Origin of the sequence: Pseudomonas sp. P97.38, from assembly GCF_001269745.1 — a bacterium.
Classification (GTDB): Bacteria; Pseudomonadota; Gammaproteobacteria; order Pseudomonadales; family Pseudomonadaceae; genus Aquipseudomonas; species Aquipseudomonas chlororaphis_E.
This window is the reverse complement of the sequence record NZ_LHVJ01000010.1, coordinates 221,269-237,756: the sequence shown is the minus strand read 5'-3', so window position 1 is coordinate 237,756 and position 16,488 is coordinate 221,269. Positions and strand designations below refer to the sequence as shown.

At 61.7% G+C, this 16,488-nt stretch carries 15 protein-coding genes; 9 read left to right on the top strand and 6 right to left on the bottom strand.

Annotated elements, in window-relative coordinates; translation table 11 throughout:
* Nucleotides 1–998: 998 nt before the first annotated feature.
* The 9 genes from AD664_RS05680 to AD664_RS05640 all read left to right on the top strand — a co-directional run bounded on the left by AD664_RS05680 (nucleotide 999) and on the right by AD664_RS05640 (nucleotide 10,198).
* Nucleotides 999–1,910, top strand: coding sequence for a dihydrodipicolinate synthase family protein (locus AD664_RS05680; RefSeq protein WP_053145035.1), 912 nt, complete (start codon nucleotides 999–1,001; stop codon nucleotides 1,908–1,910).
* The gene (locus AD664_RS05675; protein ID WP_042728655.1) at nucleotides 1,903–3,420 is read left to right on the top strand and encodes an aldehyde dehydrogenase; all 1,518 of its coding nucleotides are present in this window, start codon (nucleotides 1,903–1,905) and stop codon (nucleotides 3,418–3,420) included. The genes AD664_RS05680 and AD664_RS05675 overlap by 8 nt, the downstream gene beginning before the upstream one ends.
* On the top strand, nucleotides 3,417–4,763 hold the full coding sequence (locus AD664_RS05670) for an FAD-binding oxidoreductase (protein WP_053145033.1): 1,347 nt from the start codon (nucleotides 3,417–3,419) through the stop codon (nucleotides 4,761–4,763). Before AD664_RS05675 ends, AD664_RS05670 begins: the two co-directional genes overlap by 4 nt.
* Nucleotides 4,764–4,833: 70 nt before the next feature.
* Nucleotides 4,834–5,682 (top strand): glycine betaine ABC transporter substrate-binding protein, encoded by an 849-nt coding sequence (locus AD664_RS05665; protein ID WP_042728653.1) that lies wholly within the window; start codon nucleotides 4,834–4,836, stop codon nucleotides 5,680–5,682.
* A 77-nt stretch (nucleotides 5,683–5,759) separates the two neighbouring features.
* Entirely contained in the window at nucleotides 5,760–6,878 is a 1,119-nt protein-coding gene (locus AD664_RS05660) for a glycine betaine/L-proline ABC transporter ATP-binding protein (RefSeq protein ID WP_053145054.1), read from the top strand.
* Nucleotides 6,875–7,723, top strand: a complete 849-nt coding sequence (locus AD664_RS05655; protein WP_042728652.1) for a proline/glycine betaine ABC transporter permease — start codon at nucleotides 6,875–6,877, stop codon at nucleotides 7,721–7,723. Before AD664_RS05660 ends, AD664_RS05655 begins: the two co-directional genes overlap by 4 nt.
* Nucleotides 7,720–8,571 (top strand): proline/glycine betaine ABC transporter permease, encoded by an 852-nt coding sequence (locus AD664_RS05650; RefSeq protein ID WP_053145031.1) that lies wholly within the window; start codon nucleotides 7,720–7,722, stop codon nucleotides 8,569–8,571. Before AD664_RS05655 ends, AD664_RS05650 begins: the two co-directional genes overlap by 4 nt.
* Nucleotides 8,572–8,583: 12 nt before the next feature.
* Entirely contained in the window at nucleotides 8,584–9,582 is a 999-nt protein-coding gene (locus AD664_RS05645) for a 4-hydroxyproline epimerase (protein ID WP_053145029.1), read from the top strand.
* Between the two features lie 112 nt (nucleotides 9,583–9,694).
* Entirely contained in the window at nucleotides 9,695–10,198 is a 504-nt protein-coding gene (locus AD664_RS05640; protein WP_053145027.1) for a GNAT family N-acetyltransferase, read from the top strand.
* On the opposite strand, the gene AD664_RS05635 is transcribed toward AD664_RS05640, so the two are convergent.
* The 6 genes from AD664_RS05635 to AD664_RS05610 all read right to left on the bottom strand — a co-directional run bounded on the left by AD664_RS05635 (nucleotide 10,195) and on the right by AD664_RS05610 (nucleotide 16,487).
* Nucleotides 10,195–10,623, bottom strand: coding sequence for a DUF1810 domain-containing protein (locus AD664_RS05635; protein WP_053145025.1), 429 nt, complete (start codon nucleotides 10,621–10,623; stop codon nucleotides 10,195–10,197). The two genes, AD664_RS05640 and AD664_RS05635, sit on opposite strands and share 4 nt — an antisense overlap.
* 246 nt (nucleotides 10,624–10,869) lie before the next feature.
* The gene (locus AD664_RS28020) at nucleotides 10,870–12,501 is read right to left on the bottom strand and encodes a sensor domain-containing diguanylate cyclase (RefSeq protein ID WP_053145024.1); all 1,632 of its coding nucleotides are present in this window, start codon (nucleotides 12,499–12,501) and stop codon (nucleotides 10,870–10,872) included.
* A gap of 118 nt (nucleotides 12,502–12,619) precedes the next feature.
* Nucleotides 12,620–13,216 carry a cytochrome c3 family protein gene (locus AD664_RS05625; protein ID WP_042728647.1) on the bottom strand — a complete coding sequence of 199 codons (597 nt, stop codon included), beginning with the start codon at nucleotides 13,214–13,216 and terminating at the stop codon, nucleotides 12,620–12,622.
* Between the two features lie 9 nt (nucleotides 13,217–13,225).
* On the bottom strand, nucleotides 13,226–13,714 hold the full coding sequence (locus AD664_RS05620) for a nitrate reductase cytochrome c-type subunit (RefSeq protein WP_053145022.1): 489 nt from the start codon (nucleotides 13,712–13,714) through the stop codon (nucleotides 13,226–13,228).
* Between the two features lie 11 nt (nucleotides 13,715–13,725).
* A complete protein-coding gene (napA, locus tag AD664_RS05615; RefSeq protein WP_053145020.1) occupies nucleotides 13,726–16,230 on the bottom strand; it encodes a nitrate reductase catalytic subunit NapA in 2,505 nt (834 codons plus the stop codon).
* Nucleotides 16,227–16,487 carry a chaperone NapD gene (locus AD664_RS05610; RefSeq protein ID WP_042728644.1) on the bottom strand — a complete coding sequence of 87 codons (261 nt, stop codon included), beginning with the start codon at nucleotides 16,485–16,487 and terminating at the stop codon, nucleotides 16,227–16,229. Before AD664_RS05610 ends, napA begins: the two co-directional genes overlap by 4 nt.
* Nucleotide 16,488: the final 1 nt, after the last annotated feature.

Below are 16,488 nucleotides of genomic sequence, written 5' to 3'. Positions count from 1 at the left end.
GTGGTCGAACCCAAACGACGAGATTTGATTTGGATATATCGATACCGACCCAGGAAATCATGGCAAAACCCTCTTACACTCAGAAATGAGAGTGCTCTGGCTTTGCCCACGCTTGTGATTCGAGTGCCGCTCGTACAACTGTTCGGGCTTATGGGCCAGAGTAGAAAGGTAGATGGCAGCTTTGCTCCCACTCGTGCTTCAAGCACCGCGGACTCACAGCTTGCCATCTACCCCTCTCACCCCAGAGTTTATTCCCTTACTCAGACACAAGCGGGCTTGCCCGCGAAAGCGGTGTGTCTGCCACGAAGATGTTGAATGTGCCGCCGTCTTCGCGGGCAAGCCCGCTCCCACAGGTCTTGCTGGTGCATGCAAAGGCGGCGTACACCCCAAATCCCTTGTGGGAGGGGGCTTGCCCGCGAAAGCGGTGTGTCTGCCATGAAGATGTTGAATGTGCCGCCGTCTTCGCGGGCAAGCCCGCTCCCGCAGGATCGGGGCACACCAAACCCGCATTTTGCCCCCTTTTTTCCAAGCCCAACCCCCTGAAAATGGCTGATTGATAACACTAGGTTATGCATTGCTTGGAATAAATGTTTCTTGTTGGGAAATGATTTTGACACGTACTCTTCACCCAAGCCGTAAGCGTTTACGAAGACGGCATGTTGAACAAGCGGGCCCTCGAACAGCTGTAACTAAGGGGCGTTGTTTTGTCCGGTAAGTTTCTAAAAATAAGATCGTGGTACGTCGTTTGGTGCCTGCCAAACGATTAGACATTGTTTCAGTGGTTGCTTTTTCGCGTTGTATTCGTGCCGTGTCTGTATGAGCGAGTGCAGGGCGAAGAAGGGCTTTCGCAGATAACTGAAAGATGTGCGCTGGTCAGTTTAGGTTTTTATTTTCATTAAATCGCTCCCGTTCACACGGGGAATTTATATCGTGCGCCGCCGGACTTGGCTCGAGGCGCTTGTTGATACTTCCGGCCATTTGAAATCGGAGAAACCGTCTTGAGATTCGAAGGTATTTATACACCGGCGGTGACGCCGCATACGCCCGAAGGCGATATCGACTGGAATGTGTTCGATGATGTTCTGGAGTCGCTGATCGAGGCGAAGGTGCACGGCATTATTATTGGCGGTTCCACCGGCGAATATTATGCGCAGACCGCTGAAGAGCGCCTGGAACTGGCCGCCCGGGCCAAGGATGTCATCGGCTCGCGGGTTCAACTGATCATCGGCACCGGCGCCATTCGTACCGAAGACGCAGTGTTGTTCGCCAAGGATGCCAAGGCCATCAAGGCTGACGCGATCCTGGTCACCACGCCGCCCTATGCGCTGCCGACCGACCAGGAGAACGCGATCCACGCGTTGACCATCGACCGTGCGGCAAACCTGCCGATCATGCTTTACAACTACCCAGGCCGCATGTGCGTGCAAATGAACGAGGATTATCTCGCTCGCGTGGGCAAGTCGAAGAATGTCGTCGCCATCAAGGAAAGTTCCGGTGACATGGGCCGGGTTCACTTGTTGGCGCGGGAGTTTCCGCATATCGCGTTGTCGTGTGGCTGGGACGATCAGGCCCTGGAGTTCTTTGCCTGGGGTGCGCGCAGTTGGGTGTGTGCCGGTTCCAACTTCCTGCCCAGGGAACATGTCGCGTTGTATGAAGCCTGTGTGCTGGAAAAGAACTTCGATAAAGGCCGCCAGATCATGTCGGCAATGATGCCGTTGATGAATGCACTGGACGGTGGAAAGTTCGTGCAGTCGATCAAGTTCGGCTGCGAATTGAATGGATTGAAAGTAGGTGATGTGCGTGCGCCACTGCGTCCGTTGAATGCGGGTGATAAACGAAGTCTGCAAACCGTTATCGCCAACGTGAAACGCACCGTCGCACACATTACCTCGGGAGCCAACCATGCGTGATCTGCTTACTGCGGCTGAATATGCCGCTATCGCCAAATCCATTTCATTTGCGTCCAATGCGTTTATCGACGGGGCTTTCAAACCGGCGATTGGCGGCAAGACATTTGCCACCCATAACCCCGCCACCGGCGCATTCCTCGCGGACATCGCCGCCTGCACCGTCGAGGATGTCGACTACGCGGTGAGCAAGGCCCGGGAAGCGTTCGAGGACGGGCGCTGGAGGCTGTTGGCGCCGGGCGAACGCAAGGCCGTGCTGTTGAAGTTCGCCAAGTTGCTGGAGGACAACCGTCACGAATTGGCGGTGCTGGAAAGCCTGGACAGCGGCAAGCCTGTGCGCGAGTGCCAATGCGTGGATGTGCCGGACACGATTCACACCCTGCGCTGGCACGCTGAAGTCATCGACAAGCTTTACGACCATACCGCCCCGGTGGGCAACGATGCCCTGACCATGGTCGTGCGCGAGCCGATCGGGGTGGTGGGTTGCGTGCTGCCCTGGAACTTCCCGCTGCTGATGCTCGCCTGGAAAATCGGCCCGGCGCTGGCCGCCGGCTGCTCGGTGATTGTCAAGCCGGCCGAGCAGACCACGCTCACCACGTTGCGCGTCGCCGAGTTGGCGTTTGAAGCGGGCGTTCCAGCCGGTGTGCTGAACATCGTGACGGGCACCGGCAAGGACGTTGGCGAACCCATCGGCCTGCACAAAGACGTCGATATGGTCAGCTTCACCGGTTCCACCGCCACCGGCCGCCGCTTCCTGCATTACGCCGCCGACTCCAACCTCAAGCGCGTGGTGCTGGAATGCGGCGGCAAGAACCCCGCCGTGGTGATGGATGACGCCGAGGACCTGGACCTGGTGGCCGAACAAGTGGTCAACGGCGCCTTCTGGAACATGGGCGAGAACTGCTCGGCGACGTCGCGCCTGCTGGTGCACGCATCGGTCAAGGATGAACTGCTCCAACGCATGGGCGCCTACCTCAATGAGTGGAAGATGGGCGATCCCCTCGACCCGCACAACCGCGTGGGGGCCTTGGTCAGCAGTGATCATTTCGAGAAAGTGAAGTCGTACCTCGACTACGCGAACGGCGACAAGCTCGCCGTCGTGTACGGCGGCGACACCCAGGATGGCGCCTTCGTGCAGCCGACCGTGATCGACGGCGTCGACCGTGACAGCCGCTTGTTCCAGGAAGAAATCTTCGGCCCGGTGTTGTCCGTGACCTCGTTCACGTCGATCTGCGAAGCCATCGCCCTGGCCAACGACACGGCCTACGGCCTGGCGGCGTCGGTGTACACCGGCAGCCTGCGCAAGGCGATCAAGCTGTCACGGGAGATTCGCGCCGGCATCGTCACCGTCAATTGCTTCGGTGAAGGTGACGCCTCGACGCCGTTCGGCGGCTACAAGGAGTCGGGGTTCGGTGGTCGGGACAAATCGGTCTTCGCCCATGACCAGTACACCGAGATCAAGACCATCTGGATCGATGTGTCCGATCGGTCGGTTGACGAGACCGTAAAATGAGCGCCCATACCATCAAGCGTCTACCGGTAGACACCGGCGTCTCGGGTTGGGAGGCCATTTCGACGCGCTCGACGCCCGTGCGCATGCTTGATGGGCAGGTGACCGCCGATTGGGTGATCATCGGCGCCGGTTTTGCCGGCCTTTCCGCCGCGCGCAGGCTGTCGCAGCTGCGCCCGGGCGAGCGCATCGTGGTGCTGGATGCGCACGAAGTGGCGAAGGGGCCCGCCGGCCGGAACTCAGGCTTCATGATCGACGTGCCGCATAACCTGTCTTCGGGGGAGTACTCCGTGGCCGGTGAGTCGGCCACTGCCCTGGAGATTGCGCAAAATCGGTTTGCGATCGATTTTGCCTCCCAGGCCGCGCATGAGTACGGCATGAGTGCGCACACGTTCGATCCTTCCGGCAAGATCAACGCGGCGGCCACCGAGCGCGGGCTCAAGCTCAATGACAACTACGCCAAGTCGCTGCATGGTATTGGCGAGCGGTATGAGCTGTTCGATGCCGCGCAGATGCGCGAAATCACTGGTTCGACTTACTACCACGGTGGCTTGTACACCCCCGGCGCGGTCATGATCCAGCCGGCGCAATACATTCGCGACCTGGCGGCCGGGTTGGCGGACAAGGTGACGCTGCTGGAGCGCTCGCCGGTGATCGAGTTGTCCAGGGCCGGCAGCGACTGGGTCGCTCGCTCGCATCGCGGTACCGTCACTGCGCCCAAGGTGATTCTGGCGGTCAACGGCCACATCGAGGATTTCGGCCACTTCAAGGGCCGCCTGTTGCACGTGTTCACCTACGCGTCGATGACGGCCGGCTACCGGGACGAGCAGTTCGACAAGACCCTGCCCGGCAGGGACCGGTGGGCGTTGCTGCCGGCCGATCCCATGGGCGCCACGCTGCGCAAGATCACCTCGGACGGTTTGTCGCGAATCGTCATCCGGACCAAATTCACCTACGACCCCAGCATCCAGGTAACCCCCAAGCGGGTCGCGGCCGTTGCGCAAGAGCAGCGGCACTCGCTGGATCTGCGCTTCCCTGAATTGAAGGACACGCCGTTCGAATTCAGTTGGGCGGGGCGGCTCTGCCTGAGTCGCAACAGCGCACCGGCGTTTGGCGAAATTGAACCGAACCTCTACAGCGCTTGCTGTGAGAACGGCCTGGGCACCGTCAAGAGCACCCTGGCCGGGGTCATGGCCGCAGAGTTGGCCACGGGCACCGACTCGAAGTTCCTTGAGAGTTTCAGTCATGCCCCGGGGCCGAGCAGGCTGCCGCCCAGGTTGTTGACGCAATGGGGGGTGCGCTCGGTCATTCGTTGGCAGGCATTCAAAGCGGGAAAAGAAGGTTGAAGCAGTTGTAAAAAAGAAGCGGCTTTCAAAAGCCGGAGCCAGTTCCATAAACGTAGAACGGGGAAACGCCATGAACAAGATCTGGAAGACAGTCTGCGCCGTCGCCATCGCCGGCATGATGAGTCTGCAAGCTCACGCTGAAGAAAAGACCATCACCATGGGAACGATGAACTGGGAGGACCTGACGCCCATCACCGGTATCACCAAGAAGGTGCTCGAAGACTCCGGCTACACCGTGAAAGTCGTCGAGTTTTCCGAGTGGGGCATCGCCTACGCGGCGTTGACCAAGGGTGACGTCCAGGTGCTGGCGTCCCAGACCGACTATGCAGCCTCCGACTACTGGAACAAGAACAAGAACAAGCTCGAAAAACTGTCGCCGGTGTCCTTCGGCCTGTACCAGGGGCTGGCTGTACCGAGCTACGTCGACATCGATTCGATCGACCAGTTGAACGCCAACGCGGACAAGTTCGGCGGCAAGATCATCGGCATCGAACCCGGTTCGGGCCTGATGAGCGACGCCACCAACGTGGTCAAGGCCTACGACCTCAAGCTCAAATTGATCGAGGGCAGCACGTCGGCCATGACCGCCGCACTGAAGTCGGCGGTCGACCGCAAGGAATGGGTCGCCGTGACCGTCTGGGATCCGTCCTGGATGACCAAGAAATTCGACCTGAAATTCCTCAAGGATCCAAAGGCGATCTTCCCACCGCTGCAAGGCTACTACTGGATTGGCCACAAAGGCTTTGCCGAAGCCAACCCACGTGCGCGTGAACTGATGGCCAGTGTCTATGTGCCGATTGCCGACATCACCTCGATGAACGCCGAGGTCAAGGACGGCAAGACCATGGAGCAGGCCGTGAAGGGCTGGACCGACAGCCACAGCGATCTGTTGAAGCGCTGGGGAAACATCAAGAACTGATACGCCTTGCGTGCCTGCCACTGCCGCCCTTTGATTAATGAGAGAAGCCGGTACGAACCGGCTCGATGGGTTACGAAATGACAACGGCCAAAATAGACACTCACGAAGTGCTGGTGGATTGCCAGTCGGTCTGGAAAATCTTCGGTAAGAGCGCGCCCGCGGCGATCGATGCGGTCGCCCAGCGCGGGCTCACCAAGACCCAGATACTGCAAGAATACAGCTGCGTAGTCGGCGTCTCGGATGTCAGTCTTCAGGTTCGGCGTGGAGAGATCTTCTGCATCATGGGGTTGTCTGGCAGTGGTAAATCCACGCTGATCAGGCTGCTCAACAAACTCATCACCCCCAGCGCGGGCAAGGTCCTGGTCAAGGGCAAGGACCTGTCTGCGTTGTCACCCAAGGCGTTGCGCGAGGTGAGGGCGCGGCACATCGGCATGGTCTTCCAGAGCGTGGCCCTGTTGCCGAACCGCACCGTGCTGGAAAACACCGCCTTTGGCCTGGAAGTCCAGGGCGTCGGCAAGGCCGAGCGCTACAAGGTGGCCGAGCGGGCGCTGGCGAAGGTGGGGTTGAGTGAGTGGGCTTCGCGCTATCCGACCGAACTGTCCGGCGGGATGCAGCAGCGGGTCGGCCTGGCCCGGGCGATCACCGCCGACCCGGAAGTGATCCTCATGGACGAGCCGTTCAGCGCGCTCGACCCGCTGATTCGCCGCCAGTTGCAGGACGAGTTCCGCCAACTGACCAAGGACCTGGGCAAGTCGGCGGTCTTCATCACCCACGACCTGGACGAGGCGATACGCATCGGCGACCGCATCGCGATCATGAAGGACGGTGTGATCATCCAGGTCGGCACGGCCGAAGAAATTGTCTTGAACCCGGCCGATGACTACGTGGCCGAGTTTGTCGCCGGCATTTCCCGGCTGCACCTGGTCAAGGCGCATTCGGTGATGACGCCGGTGGAGCCATTCAAGGCGGCCAATCCCGGTTGTGATATCGCCAAGCTGGCCAAGACCACGCCGGACGCGGACATCGATGAGTTGATCGGCCTGACCATGAAGTCCGAGCGCGATGCCCTGGCGGTGGTCGATAACGGCGCGGTGGTTGGCGTCATTACACCCCGTGACCTGCTGCGTGGCGTGCAGGGCACTGCTAACGAGTTCATTGCCCCGTCGGCCGTCGATGCGCTGGAGGCGGCGACATGAGTACGCCTGATTTCTCCAGCCAGTTCGACGCGGCCATCGACGCCACCCTGGAGTGGTTGTCGGAGCATGGCGAGTTTCTTTTCGACGCTGCCAACGGGGCACTGACCAGTGTCTACAAAGGTGTGCTGTGGTGCATCGCGTACCCGCCGTCCTGGGTTGTCGCGCTGATCGTGGCCCTGGTCGGCTGGCGAATGATCGGTGCGCGTTTTGCGCTGCTGGCAGGCCTGGCGCTGATGTTCTGCGCCTTGATCGGCCTGTGGCCGGAAACGGTCAGCACCCTGGCACTGGTGCTCACCGCGACGGTGCTGGCCTTGCTGGTCGCCATCCCCCTTGGGGTTGTCGCCGGCCTGACCCCGGCGTTCGATCGCGTGGTGGACCCTTGCCTGGACCTGGTGCAGACCATGCCGCCGTACATTTACCTGTTGCCGGCGATTGCGCTGCTCGGCTACGGGCCGGCCACGGCGCTGCTGGCGACGTTCATCGTCGCGGTGCCGCCGGCCATGCGGTTGACCTCGCTGGGCATCCGCATGACGCCCAACGAGTTCATCGAACTGGGCAATGCCAGCGGCGTCACCGGCCTGCAGATGTTCTTCAAGATCCGCTTGCCGTTCGCCATGCCCAGCATCATGGCCGGGGTCAACCAGAGCCTGATGATGGCGTTCGGTATGGTGGTCATCGCCGGCATCGTCGGTTCGGGCGGGTTGGGCGAAGCCATCTACGGCGCGGTGCGCACGCTGGACATCGCCAAATCCATCAACGCCGCCATCGCCATCGTGATCCTCACCATGATTCTCGATCGTCTCGCGCAGGCCGCCGCCCGTACGCGAGTGGGAGACAGCCAATGAGTATGTCGGACATGCGTTTTTCACCGGGCCAATTCCTTGCGCCCGGCGTGGATTGGCTGAACGCCAACCTGCACGGTCTGTTTGTCGCCATCAGCCAGGTCGTCGAAGCGGTACTGGGCTTTGTCGAGCATGCGTTGCTGGCACCGCACCCCTATGTGCTCATCGGTATCGTCGTGGCCGCGGCGTTCTTTTTCGCCAATCGGCGGGTGGCGCTGTTCGCCGCGTTGATGTTGGCGTTCTGCCTGTTTTCCGGCCTGTGGGTGGCGTCCATGCAAACCATCGCGCTGGTCTCGGTGGCGGTGCTGATCTCGGTGTCGGTGGCGTTCCCGTTGGGCGTCCTGGCCGCCCGGGTGAAGAAAGTCGAGGACGCTTTCCTGCCGGTCCTGAACATCATGCAGACCGTGCCGCCCTGGGTTTACCTGATCCCGGCGGTGATGCTGTTCAGCCTCGGGCGTGTACCGGCGATCATCGCGACGATTGTCTACGGTATCCCGCCGATGCTCAGGCTCACCACCCTGGCCTTCAAGCAACTGCCCAAGGACCTGCTCGAACTGGGCCAGGCATCGGGGGCTTCGCCTCGGGACATCCTGTTCAAGATCGAACTGCCCACGGCGGCGCCAACCCTGTTGGTTGGCCTGAATCAATGCATCCTCATGTCCCTGGCCATGGTGGTCCTGGCGGGGTTGGTGGGGGCCGGTGGCCTGGGGGCCGAAGTGACCCGGGGCCTGTCCCGGATGGAGATGGGCCTGGGGCTGCGGGCTGGCCTGGCCATCGTCGCGGTCGCTTTGCTGATGGACCGACTGTCACGCGGGGCGTTGCAGCGTCACGCGCCGGCCAAACTGGTTTAGGAGGAGCCCTGCATGAGGCGCAGTTTTTTCTGTATCGATTCCCACGCCTGCGGCAACCCCGTGCGCGTGGTGGCCGGAGGCGGGCCGCTGTTGCCCGCCGTGTCCATGGCCGAGCGCCGGGACATATTTGTCCGCGACCACGATTGGGTGCGCACGGCGTTGATGTTCGAGCCCCGGGGTCACGACATCATGTCCGGCGTCATCATCTATCCCTCGGTGCGGGATGATTGCGACTTCGGCGCGCTGTTCATCGAAGTCAGTGGCTGCCTGCCGATGTGCGGTGCCGGCACCGTCGGGTTGTCGACGGTGGTCATCGAAGAGGGCCTGATCGTTCCTCGCGTACCGGGCACCCTGGCCATCGAAACGCCGGCGGGTCGGGTCGATGTGGCGTACACGCTGGAGGGCGAGGCGGTAGATGCAATTCGGTTGTTCAACGTCGCCAGTTACCTGCACAGCGCTGATGTATCGGTCGAGGTCCCCGGCGTCGGTGTGCTCACGGTGGACATCGCCTATGGCGGCAATTTCTACGCGGTGGTCGAACCCCAGGCGAACTGGGCAGGCTTCGACGGGTTGAATGCCGCGGATATCGTCGGCCTGAGCCAGAAACTTCGCGATGCCCTGGCGGACATCTGCGACCCCGTCCACCCCGAGAACAGCCGGATCCGCGGCGTCCACCACATCATCTGGTGCGATGCGCCGCACAACGCCACAGCCGATGGTCGCTGCGCGGTGTTCTACGGCGACAAAGCCATCGACCGTTCGCCCGGCGGCACCGGTACTTCGGCCAGGATGGCCCAGCTGTTCGGCAAGGGCCGCTTGAGGGTCGGCGACACGTTCCGCAACGAAAGTTTGATCGGCACGGTATTCGAAGGGAAGGTCGAAGCCGCCGTCGCTGTCGGTTCCTTCGCCGGCATCCGCCCGAGCATCAGTGGCTGGGCACAGATCATTGGCCACAACACAATCTTCGTCGACGACAAGGACCCGCTGGCCCATGGGTTTCAGTTGGCCTGAGATGACGGGGGCGCGAGAAGGCGCGGCTGGTCAAGTTGCTTGCAAATCGCGATGATGATCTCCGTGCCAAACTGTGCAAGATTTCCAGGCCTTAGACACAAGGACGTGACGGATGACCCCCTTCAAGATTCGCGAACTCAAGCGTACCGATACCGAGGCCTTGCTGGCGTTTGAAGCCCAGAACCGTGAGTGGTTCGAGTCCCATATCGATCCCCGCGATCCGGCCTTCTATTCGCTACAGGGTGTCGCGGATCATATAGACGGCTACCTGTCCGGTTTTGCCGTGGGCACCTGGCATCCGCTGGTCATCGAGGATTGCAACGCCCGCATCGTCGGCCGGGCGAACCTGAAGAACATCCATTCGCCCCTTGACTCTGCAGAGGTGGGCTACCGGATCGGCCGGCAAGCCTGTGGAAAGGGGCTGGCCACAATGGCCTTGCGGCACCTGATCCAAGAGGCCGCACAGCGTTGGAAACTGACGCAGTTGGTGGCTTACGTCTATGCCGAGAACGTCGGTTCCAGGAAGGTGCTTGAGCGGTGCGGGTTCGTGGCTGAGGCAGTGTCTGCTGGCGAAAAGGCTGAGTGTCGGTTTGTGCTTTCGATGCCCAGCCATTAGACGCCATTCTTTTCTTGCTTTTGCAGCATCTGCAGTGTTCGCACATCGACACTCACCGTGCTGTCCAACGCCTGCGCATACACCGAGTCCGCTCCAGCAGCGGCGCGGAATAGCGTCATGCACGACGCGAACTTCATGGCATCGAGCTCCCCCAGCAGTCGCTGGACCGGCACTGACGAATCCAGCACGGTGCGAGTCGCCCGTTCCAGACGCGGTCCCAGCAGGGGGTGCTGCAGGTAATCGCGCGCTTCTTCAATGTCCCGCAGCCCATAGTAGGCGGCGTTTTCACTGCGACCCAGGCCGCGCAGTTGGGGAAAGATGAACCATATCCAGTGGCTTTGCTTGCGCCCGCGCTCAAGCTCAGCCATGGCGGTTTCAAAGGTGGAAGTTTGGGCCTGGACGAAACGTTCCAGTGATTCAGTCATGGGATGCCCCCCGCAGGCAAGTTAATCCCGGTCAGTTAAGCGGATCCCTGAAGAACACACAAACCGTGGCGAGGGAGCTTGCTCCCGCTGGGCTGCGAAGCGGCCCTCCTATCTACCCTGACACCTCGCGATATCAATCGTGTCCAACAGGGGCCGCTTCGCGTCCCAGCGGGAGCTTGCTCCCTCGCCACCAGGTATTGCTCGGCCGTGCAGGCCTTGGTTACAGCCGCTCAGCCTCGAGGCCCGTCAGCGCAGCTCCAACGCCTCATGAAACTTCGCCTGGGACTTGCCCGCACGCTTGGCCCGATAAAGGGCTTCATCAGCCTGGGCCAGGGCTTCGCTGAACGCGCCGCCGGTCCATAGGGCGCCGCCGATGCTGCAGCCGATCTGGAGCGTTTCTCCGGCCAGCAGCATCGGTTCGGCCAGTTTGGCAACGATGCGCTGGGCGGCGCCCTGGATGTTGGTCAGGGTTTCTCCCGAGCGCAGGCGCAGCAGGAGGACGAACTCATCGCCGCCATGGCGTACGGCGATGTCGCCGTCGCGCACCGCCATCAGGAGGCGATTGCCGACTTCCTGCAGCAGCGCGTCGCCCATGGCATGGCCGAAGCGATCGTTGACGGGCTTGAACCCGTCGAGGTCCAGGCATAGCACGCCGAAATCAGGCCGCTCGCCGCTTTCGCTGGCCACTGCCTCGACGTATTTGTCCAGCGCCGCCCGGTTGGGCAAGCCGGTGACGGTATCGCGGTAGGCCATGCCTTCGGCCACAGCCAGTTGGCTTCTTTTTCGGGTCAGGCTGTCGACGAGGTGATGGATCGCGATGCTCAACGTCTCGACCTCTCGGCTGCCCTTGAGCAGCGGGATGCGCACATCAGCGCCTTGGGACAGGCGCGCGGCCGCGTCGGCGATCTGGTTCACCGGCCCGGTGATGATGCCTGCCACGAACCAGCCAACCAACGCGAATACCACCGAAAGCACGATGCCCCAGATCAGGATCTCATCGCGCAACTGATGCGCTTCGGCAAAGGCTGCGTCGGCTGGCTGCCGGGTAATGACTGTCCAGCCCAGGCCACGGTAGTCGTCAACACCGGTGCTCTGGGCGAAACCGGCCAGGTAGAGATTGCCGTCCTGCCAGCGCGCCACCGACCAGTTTTGCCCGCTGCCGTCGTCGAGCTGGATGCCCAGGGGCTTGCCGATCATCGCCTTGGGACCCAGCAGCACGGTGCCGTCCTTGCTGACCACCAGGAACTCCAGGCCCGGCAAGCGCTTCTGCAACGGCTCGAACAGGGATCGGCCAACCTCGGCCGCCCATTTCCAGGACAGGTGGGTCGCCAGCACGCCCATGAACTGGCCGGCGTTGTCACGGACCGGCATGCTGATGTCGACGAACTTCATCGCTTCGCCGGAAGGGTTGGGCAGCAGCTTGGCCAGCATGACCGCGTCATGGACGTCGCCGATGAAGGTTGTGTCCTTGCCTTGGAGGAAGACCGGACGCGCCGAAATGTTCGCGCCTTCCAGCAGTGTATCGGTGGAGGCCACCACCGTGCCGTGCGCGTCGGTCAGGCCGATCCACGAGTAACTGGGAAACTGGTCGCTGAGGTGGTTGAGCAGCGACCGGGCTTCGCCGGTGTTCGCCGGGTCGCGCAGGGCTTGCAGTTGGCTCAGGACCGTAAGCGACTTGGAGCGGCTGTTCATGTCGCGGTCCAGGCGGTCGATCATCGAGTAGGCGTACTCGCTCAACTGCAGCCCGTTGTGCTCCTTGAGCCTGGAGATGGAAGACTCGCCGATGGCGGCGCCGAACAGGCAACTGAGGACCAGCACGACCGAGGCCACTGCGATGGCGAAGCGCGCCCGGAGGCTGTTGAAAGGAAGGAAATGCATCGTTTGCCGCCATGGATTGAGTCGCAAAGCCAGGGTCCTTGGCGTTTTATTTCGCTTATCGTCGCAGAATTCCTTGATCTAGGGTACTGGGTGGTCGGTTGTAGACCTTTGAGGGCCGCTACCAGCCTTTCACGCCGCTCATGTCCGGCAGTTTGTGGGCGATGCCTTTGTGGCAGTCGATGCAGGTGGCTTCGCCATTGGCCAGTGACGTCGAGTGCATGGCGGCGGCTCGCTTGCCCTGGCGGGTGAAATCCATGAATTCGAAGTTATGGCAGTTGCGGCATTCACGTGAATCGTTGGCCTTGAGCCTGTCCCATTCGTGTTCGGCCAGCTCGCGGCGCATGGCGAGGAATTTGTCGCGGGTGTCGATGGTGCCGAAGAGCTTGCCCCAGACCTCTTTGGACGCCTGCATCTTGCGTGCGATCTTGTGCGTCCATTCGTGGGGAACGTGGCAATCCGGGCAACTGGCGCGTACGCCTGAGCGATTGGTGTAGTGGATCGTGTCCTTGAGTTCGACGAAGACGTTGTCGCGCATTTCATGGCAGGAGACGCAGAACGTCTCGGTGTTGGTGGCCTCCAGCGCGGTGTTGAAACCGCCCCAGAAGATGATCCCGGCGACAAACCCTCCCAGCGTCAGGAAACCCAGGCTGTAGTACAGGCTGGGGCGACGCAGGACACCCCAGTAATCCTTGAGCAGGGCGAACAGTGCTTTCATGTTGCCTCCTCAGGGCTTGCGGGGGGCCGCGTTGGCGTCGTCTTGCAGGATCTTGTCGATGGTCTCGAACGTGTTGCCCACCAGCGGCTTGGCATCGGTCTGCGGCACGTGGCACTGGTTGCAGAAGTACCGGCGCGGTGAAACGGCCGCCAGGGCCTGGCCGTCGCGGTCCATGTAGTGGGTGATGCTGATCATGGTTGCCTGGGTCCGTGCGCTGTTGGCGCGGCTGTGGCAGGTCAGGCATTTGTTGCCGTTCTTGTCGATCTGGTAACCGCGAATGGTGTGGGGGATGGTCGGCGGCTGGTCGGGGTAATTGCGTTCGCGCTTGAGGTCTTTGTTTTCTTCCTCGGCGATGGGAGGCGCCGGCAGGCTCTGGGAGAGGGTGCCACCGGGACGGCGGCCGTCCATCGCGGGCGCGTCCAAGGGGTAATCGACGTCGGCGGCGATCGCGATCCCCATGATCGCGAGCAGGAGCAACGGCAGGGTGCGAAAAAGCATGACGGTTCTCCTCAGGCCACGCTGATCAACTCGATGCGTATCGCGCATTTTTTATAGTCGGTCTGCTTGGAGATCGGGTCGGTGGCATCGAGCGTGACTTTGTTGATCAGCTTGTTGGCATCGAAAAACGGCACGAAGACCAACCCCTGGGGCGGTTTGTTGCGACCGCGGGTTTCGATGCGGGCGCGGATCTCGCCGCGACGGCTGACCAGCTTCACTTCGCTGCCGCGACGCGCCTTCAGGGCCTTGGCGTCGTCGGGGTGCATGTAGACCAATGCATCCGGCACGGCCTTGTGCAGCTCTTCGACACGCTGGGTCATGCTGCCGGTGTGCCAATGTTCGAGGACGCGGCCGGTGGACAGCCAGAACGGGTAGTCGGCGTCCGGGGCTTCGGCGGGCGGCTCGTAGGGCAGGGCGAAGATGATCGCTTTCTTGTCCGGGTAGCCGTAGAACTGCACCCCACTGCCTTTCTCCACATAAGGGTCGAGCCCTTCGCGGTAGCGCCAGCGGGTTTCCTTGCCCTCGACCACCGGCCAGCGCAGCCCACGTTCACTGTGGTAGCGGTCGAAGTTCGCCAGGTCATGCCCGTGGCCGCGACCGAACTGGGCGTACTCCTCGAATAGCCCTTTCTGCGGGTAGAAACCAAAGGCCTTGGCTTCATCGTTCTTGTAGCCGGCCTCCATCTGTTCGACGGGAAACTGGTCGACCTGGCCATTCCTGAACAGCACTTCGAAGAGGGTCTTGCCCTTGAGTTCGGGGGCCTGGGCCAGCAGTTCGGCGGGCCAGGTTTCATCGGTGGTGAAGCGCTTGGAGAATTCCATCAGTTGCCACAGGTCCGAGCGGGCATCGCCCGGCGCGCTTACCAACTGGTGCCAGAACTGGGTGCGCCGTTCGGCGTTGCCGAACGCACCTTCCTTTTCCACCCACATGGCGCTGGGCAGGATCAGGTCGGCGGCCTGGGCGGAAACGGTCGGGTAGACGTCGGAAACGATCATGAAATTGTCCGGGTTGCGCCATCCCGGCAGGACTTCCTGCATGATGTTCGGCCCGGCCTGCATGTTGTTGCTGGCCTGGGTCCAGCAGACATTGAGCACACTGTCCTTGAGCATGCGGCTTTGTTCCACCGCGTGGAAACCGGGCTTTTCCTGGAGGGTGCCGGCGGGCAGCTTCCAGATTCTTTCGGCGGTGGCGCGGTGCTTGGGGTTGGTCACCACCAGGTCGGCAGGCAAGCGATGGGAGAATGTACCCACCTCCCGTGCCGTACCACAGGCCGATGGCTGGCCCGTCAGCGAGAAGGGACTGTTGCCCGGTTCGCTGATCTTGCCGGTGAGCAAATGGATGTTGTAGATCAGGTTGTTGGCCCACACCCCGCGCGTGTGCTGGTTGAAGCCCATGGTCCAGAACGATACGACCTTGCGCTTGGGGTCGGCATACAGCTCGGCAAGGCTTTTCAGGCGCTCGGCGGGAACCCCGGTTTCCCTGGCGGTGCGCTCCAGCGTGTAGGGCTTGACGAAGGCGGCGTACTGCTCGAAGGAGATGTCCGTCCAGGTGTTGGCCTTGGTGGCGTTGGCGGCTTTCTGCTCCCTTGGATCGTCGGGGCGCAGGCCGTAGCCGATGTCATCCGCGCCCTTGGCGAAGCGAGTGTGCTTGCTGATGAAATCCTGATTGACGGCGCCGCTTTCGATGATGTGATTGGCGATGTAGTTGAGGATCATCAGGTCGGTTTGCGGCTTGAACACCATGGGAATATCGGCGAGTTCGAAGCTGCGGTGCTCGAAGGTGGACAGCACCGCGACTTTCACGGTCGGCTGGCTGAGGCGCCGGTCGGTGACCCGACTCCAGAGTATCGGGTGCATCTCGGCCATGTTCGAGCCCCAGAGCACGAAGGCGTCGGTGGCTTCGATGTCGTCGTAGCACCCCATCGGTTCGTCCGCGCCAAACGTGCGCATGAAGCCCATCACCGCCGAGGCCATGCAGTGACGGGCGTTGGGGTCGATGTTGTTGGAGCGCAAGCCTGCCTTCATCAGCTTGTTGGCGGCGTAGCCTTCCCATACCGTCCATTGCCCGGAACCGAACATGCCGACCGAGCCGGGACCTTTGTCTTTCAGGGCCTGCTTGAATTTCAACGCCATGATGTCGAAGGCCTTCTCCCAACTGATCGGTTGGAATTCGCCTTGTTTGTCGTACTGGCCGTTCTTCATGCGCAGCAGCGGCTGGGTCAGGCGGTCGGAGCCATACATGATTTTCGACAGGAAATAGCCCTTCACGCAGTTCAGCCCGCGATTGACCTCGGCCTTGATGTCGCCGTGGGTGGCGACCACCCGGTTGTCCCGGGTCGCGACCATGACGCTGCAACCGGTGCCGCAGAACCGGCAGGGCGCCTTGTTCCAGTCCAGGGTGACCATGTCGGCTTCGGTCACCAGGTTGCTGGCCGACGTCATGATCGGAAGACCGGCAGCGGCGGCGGCAATGGCGGCGGCCTGGGACTTGACGAACGCTCGGCGGGTCAGGCTCATTCGGGGTCACCTTCGGGTTCGAGGAGCTCGTGATAGATCAGCGCGGCATTGAGAACGCCTGGCAGGCTGTTGATCTGTTGAATGCGCTGCAGAATCTGGTCTTCATCCACGGCCTCAAGCACCACCACCAGTTTTCCGGCAGCACTTTGCTGATGAATTTCCAGGCCTTCGAGCAAGCACAGGTTCGCCTTGACCGCTTCGAACAACGAGGGCCGGGCGAGTACGACAAGACTGGCAATGTGCAGGGCTTCGTCCATG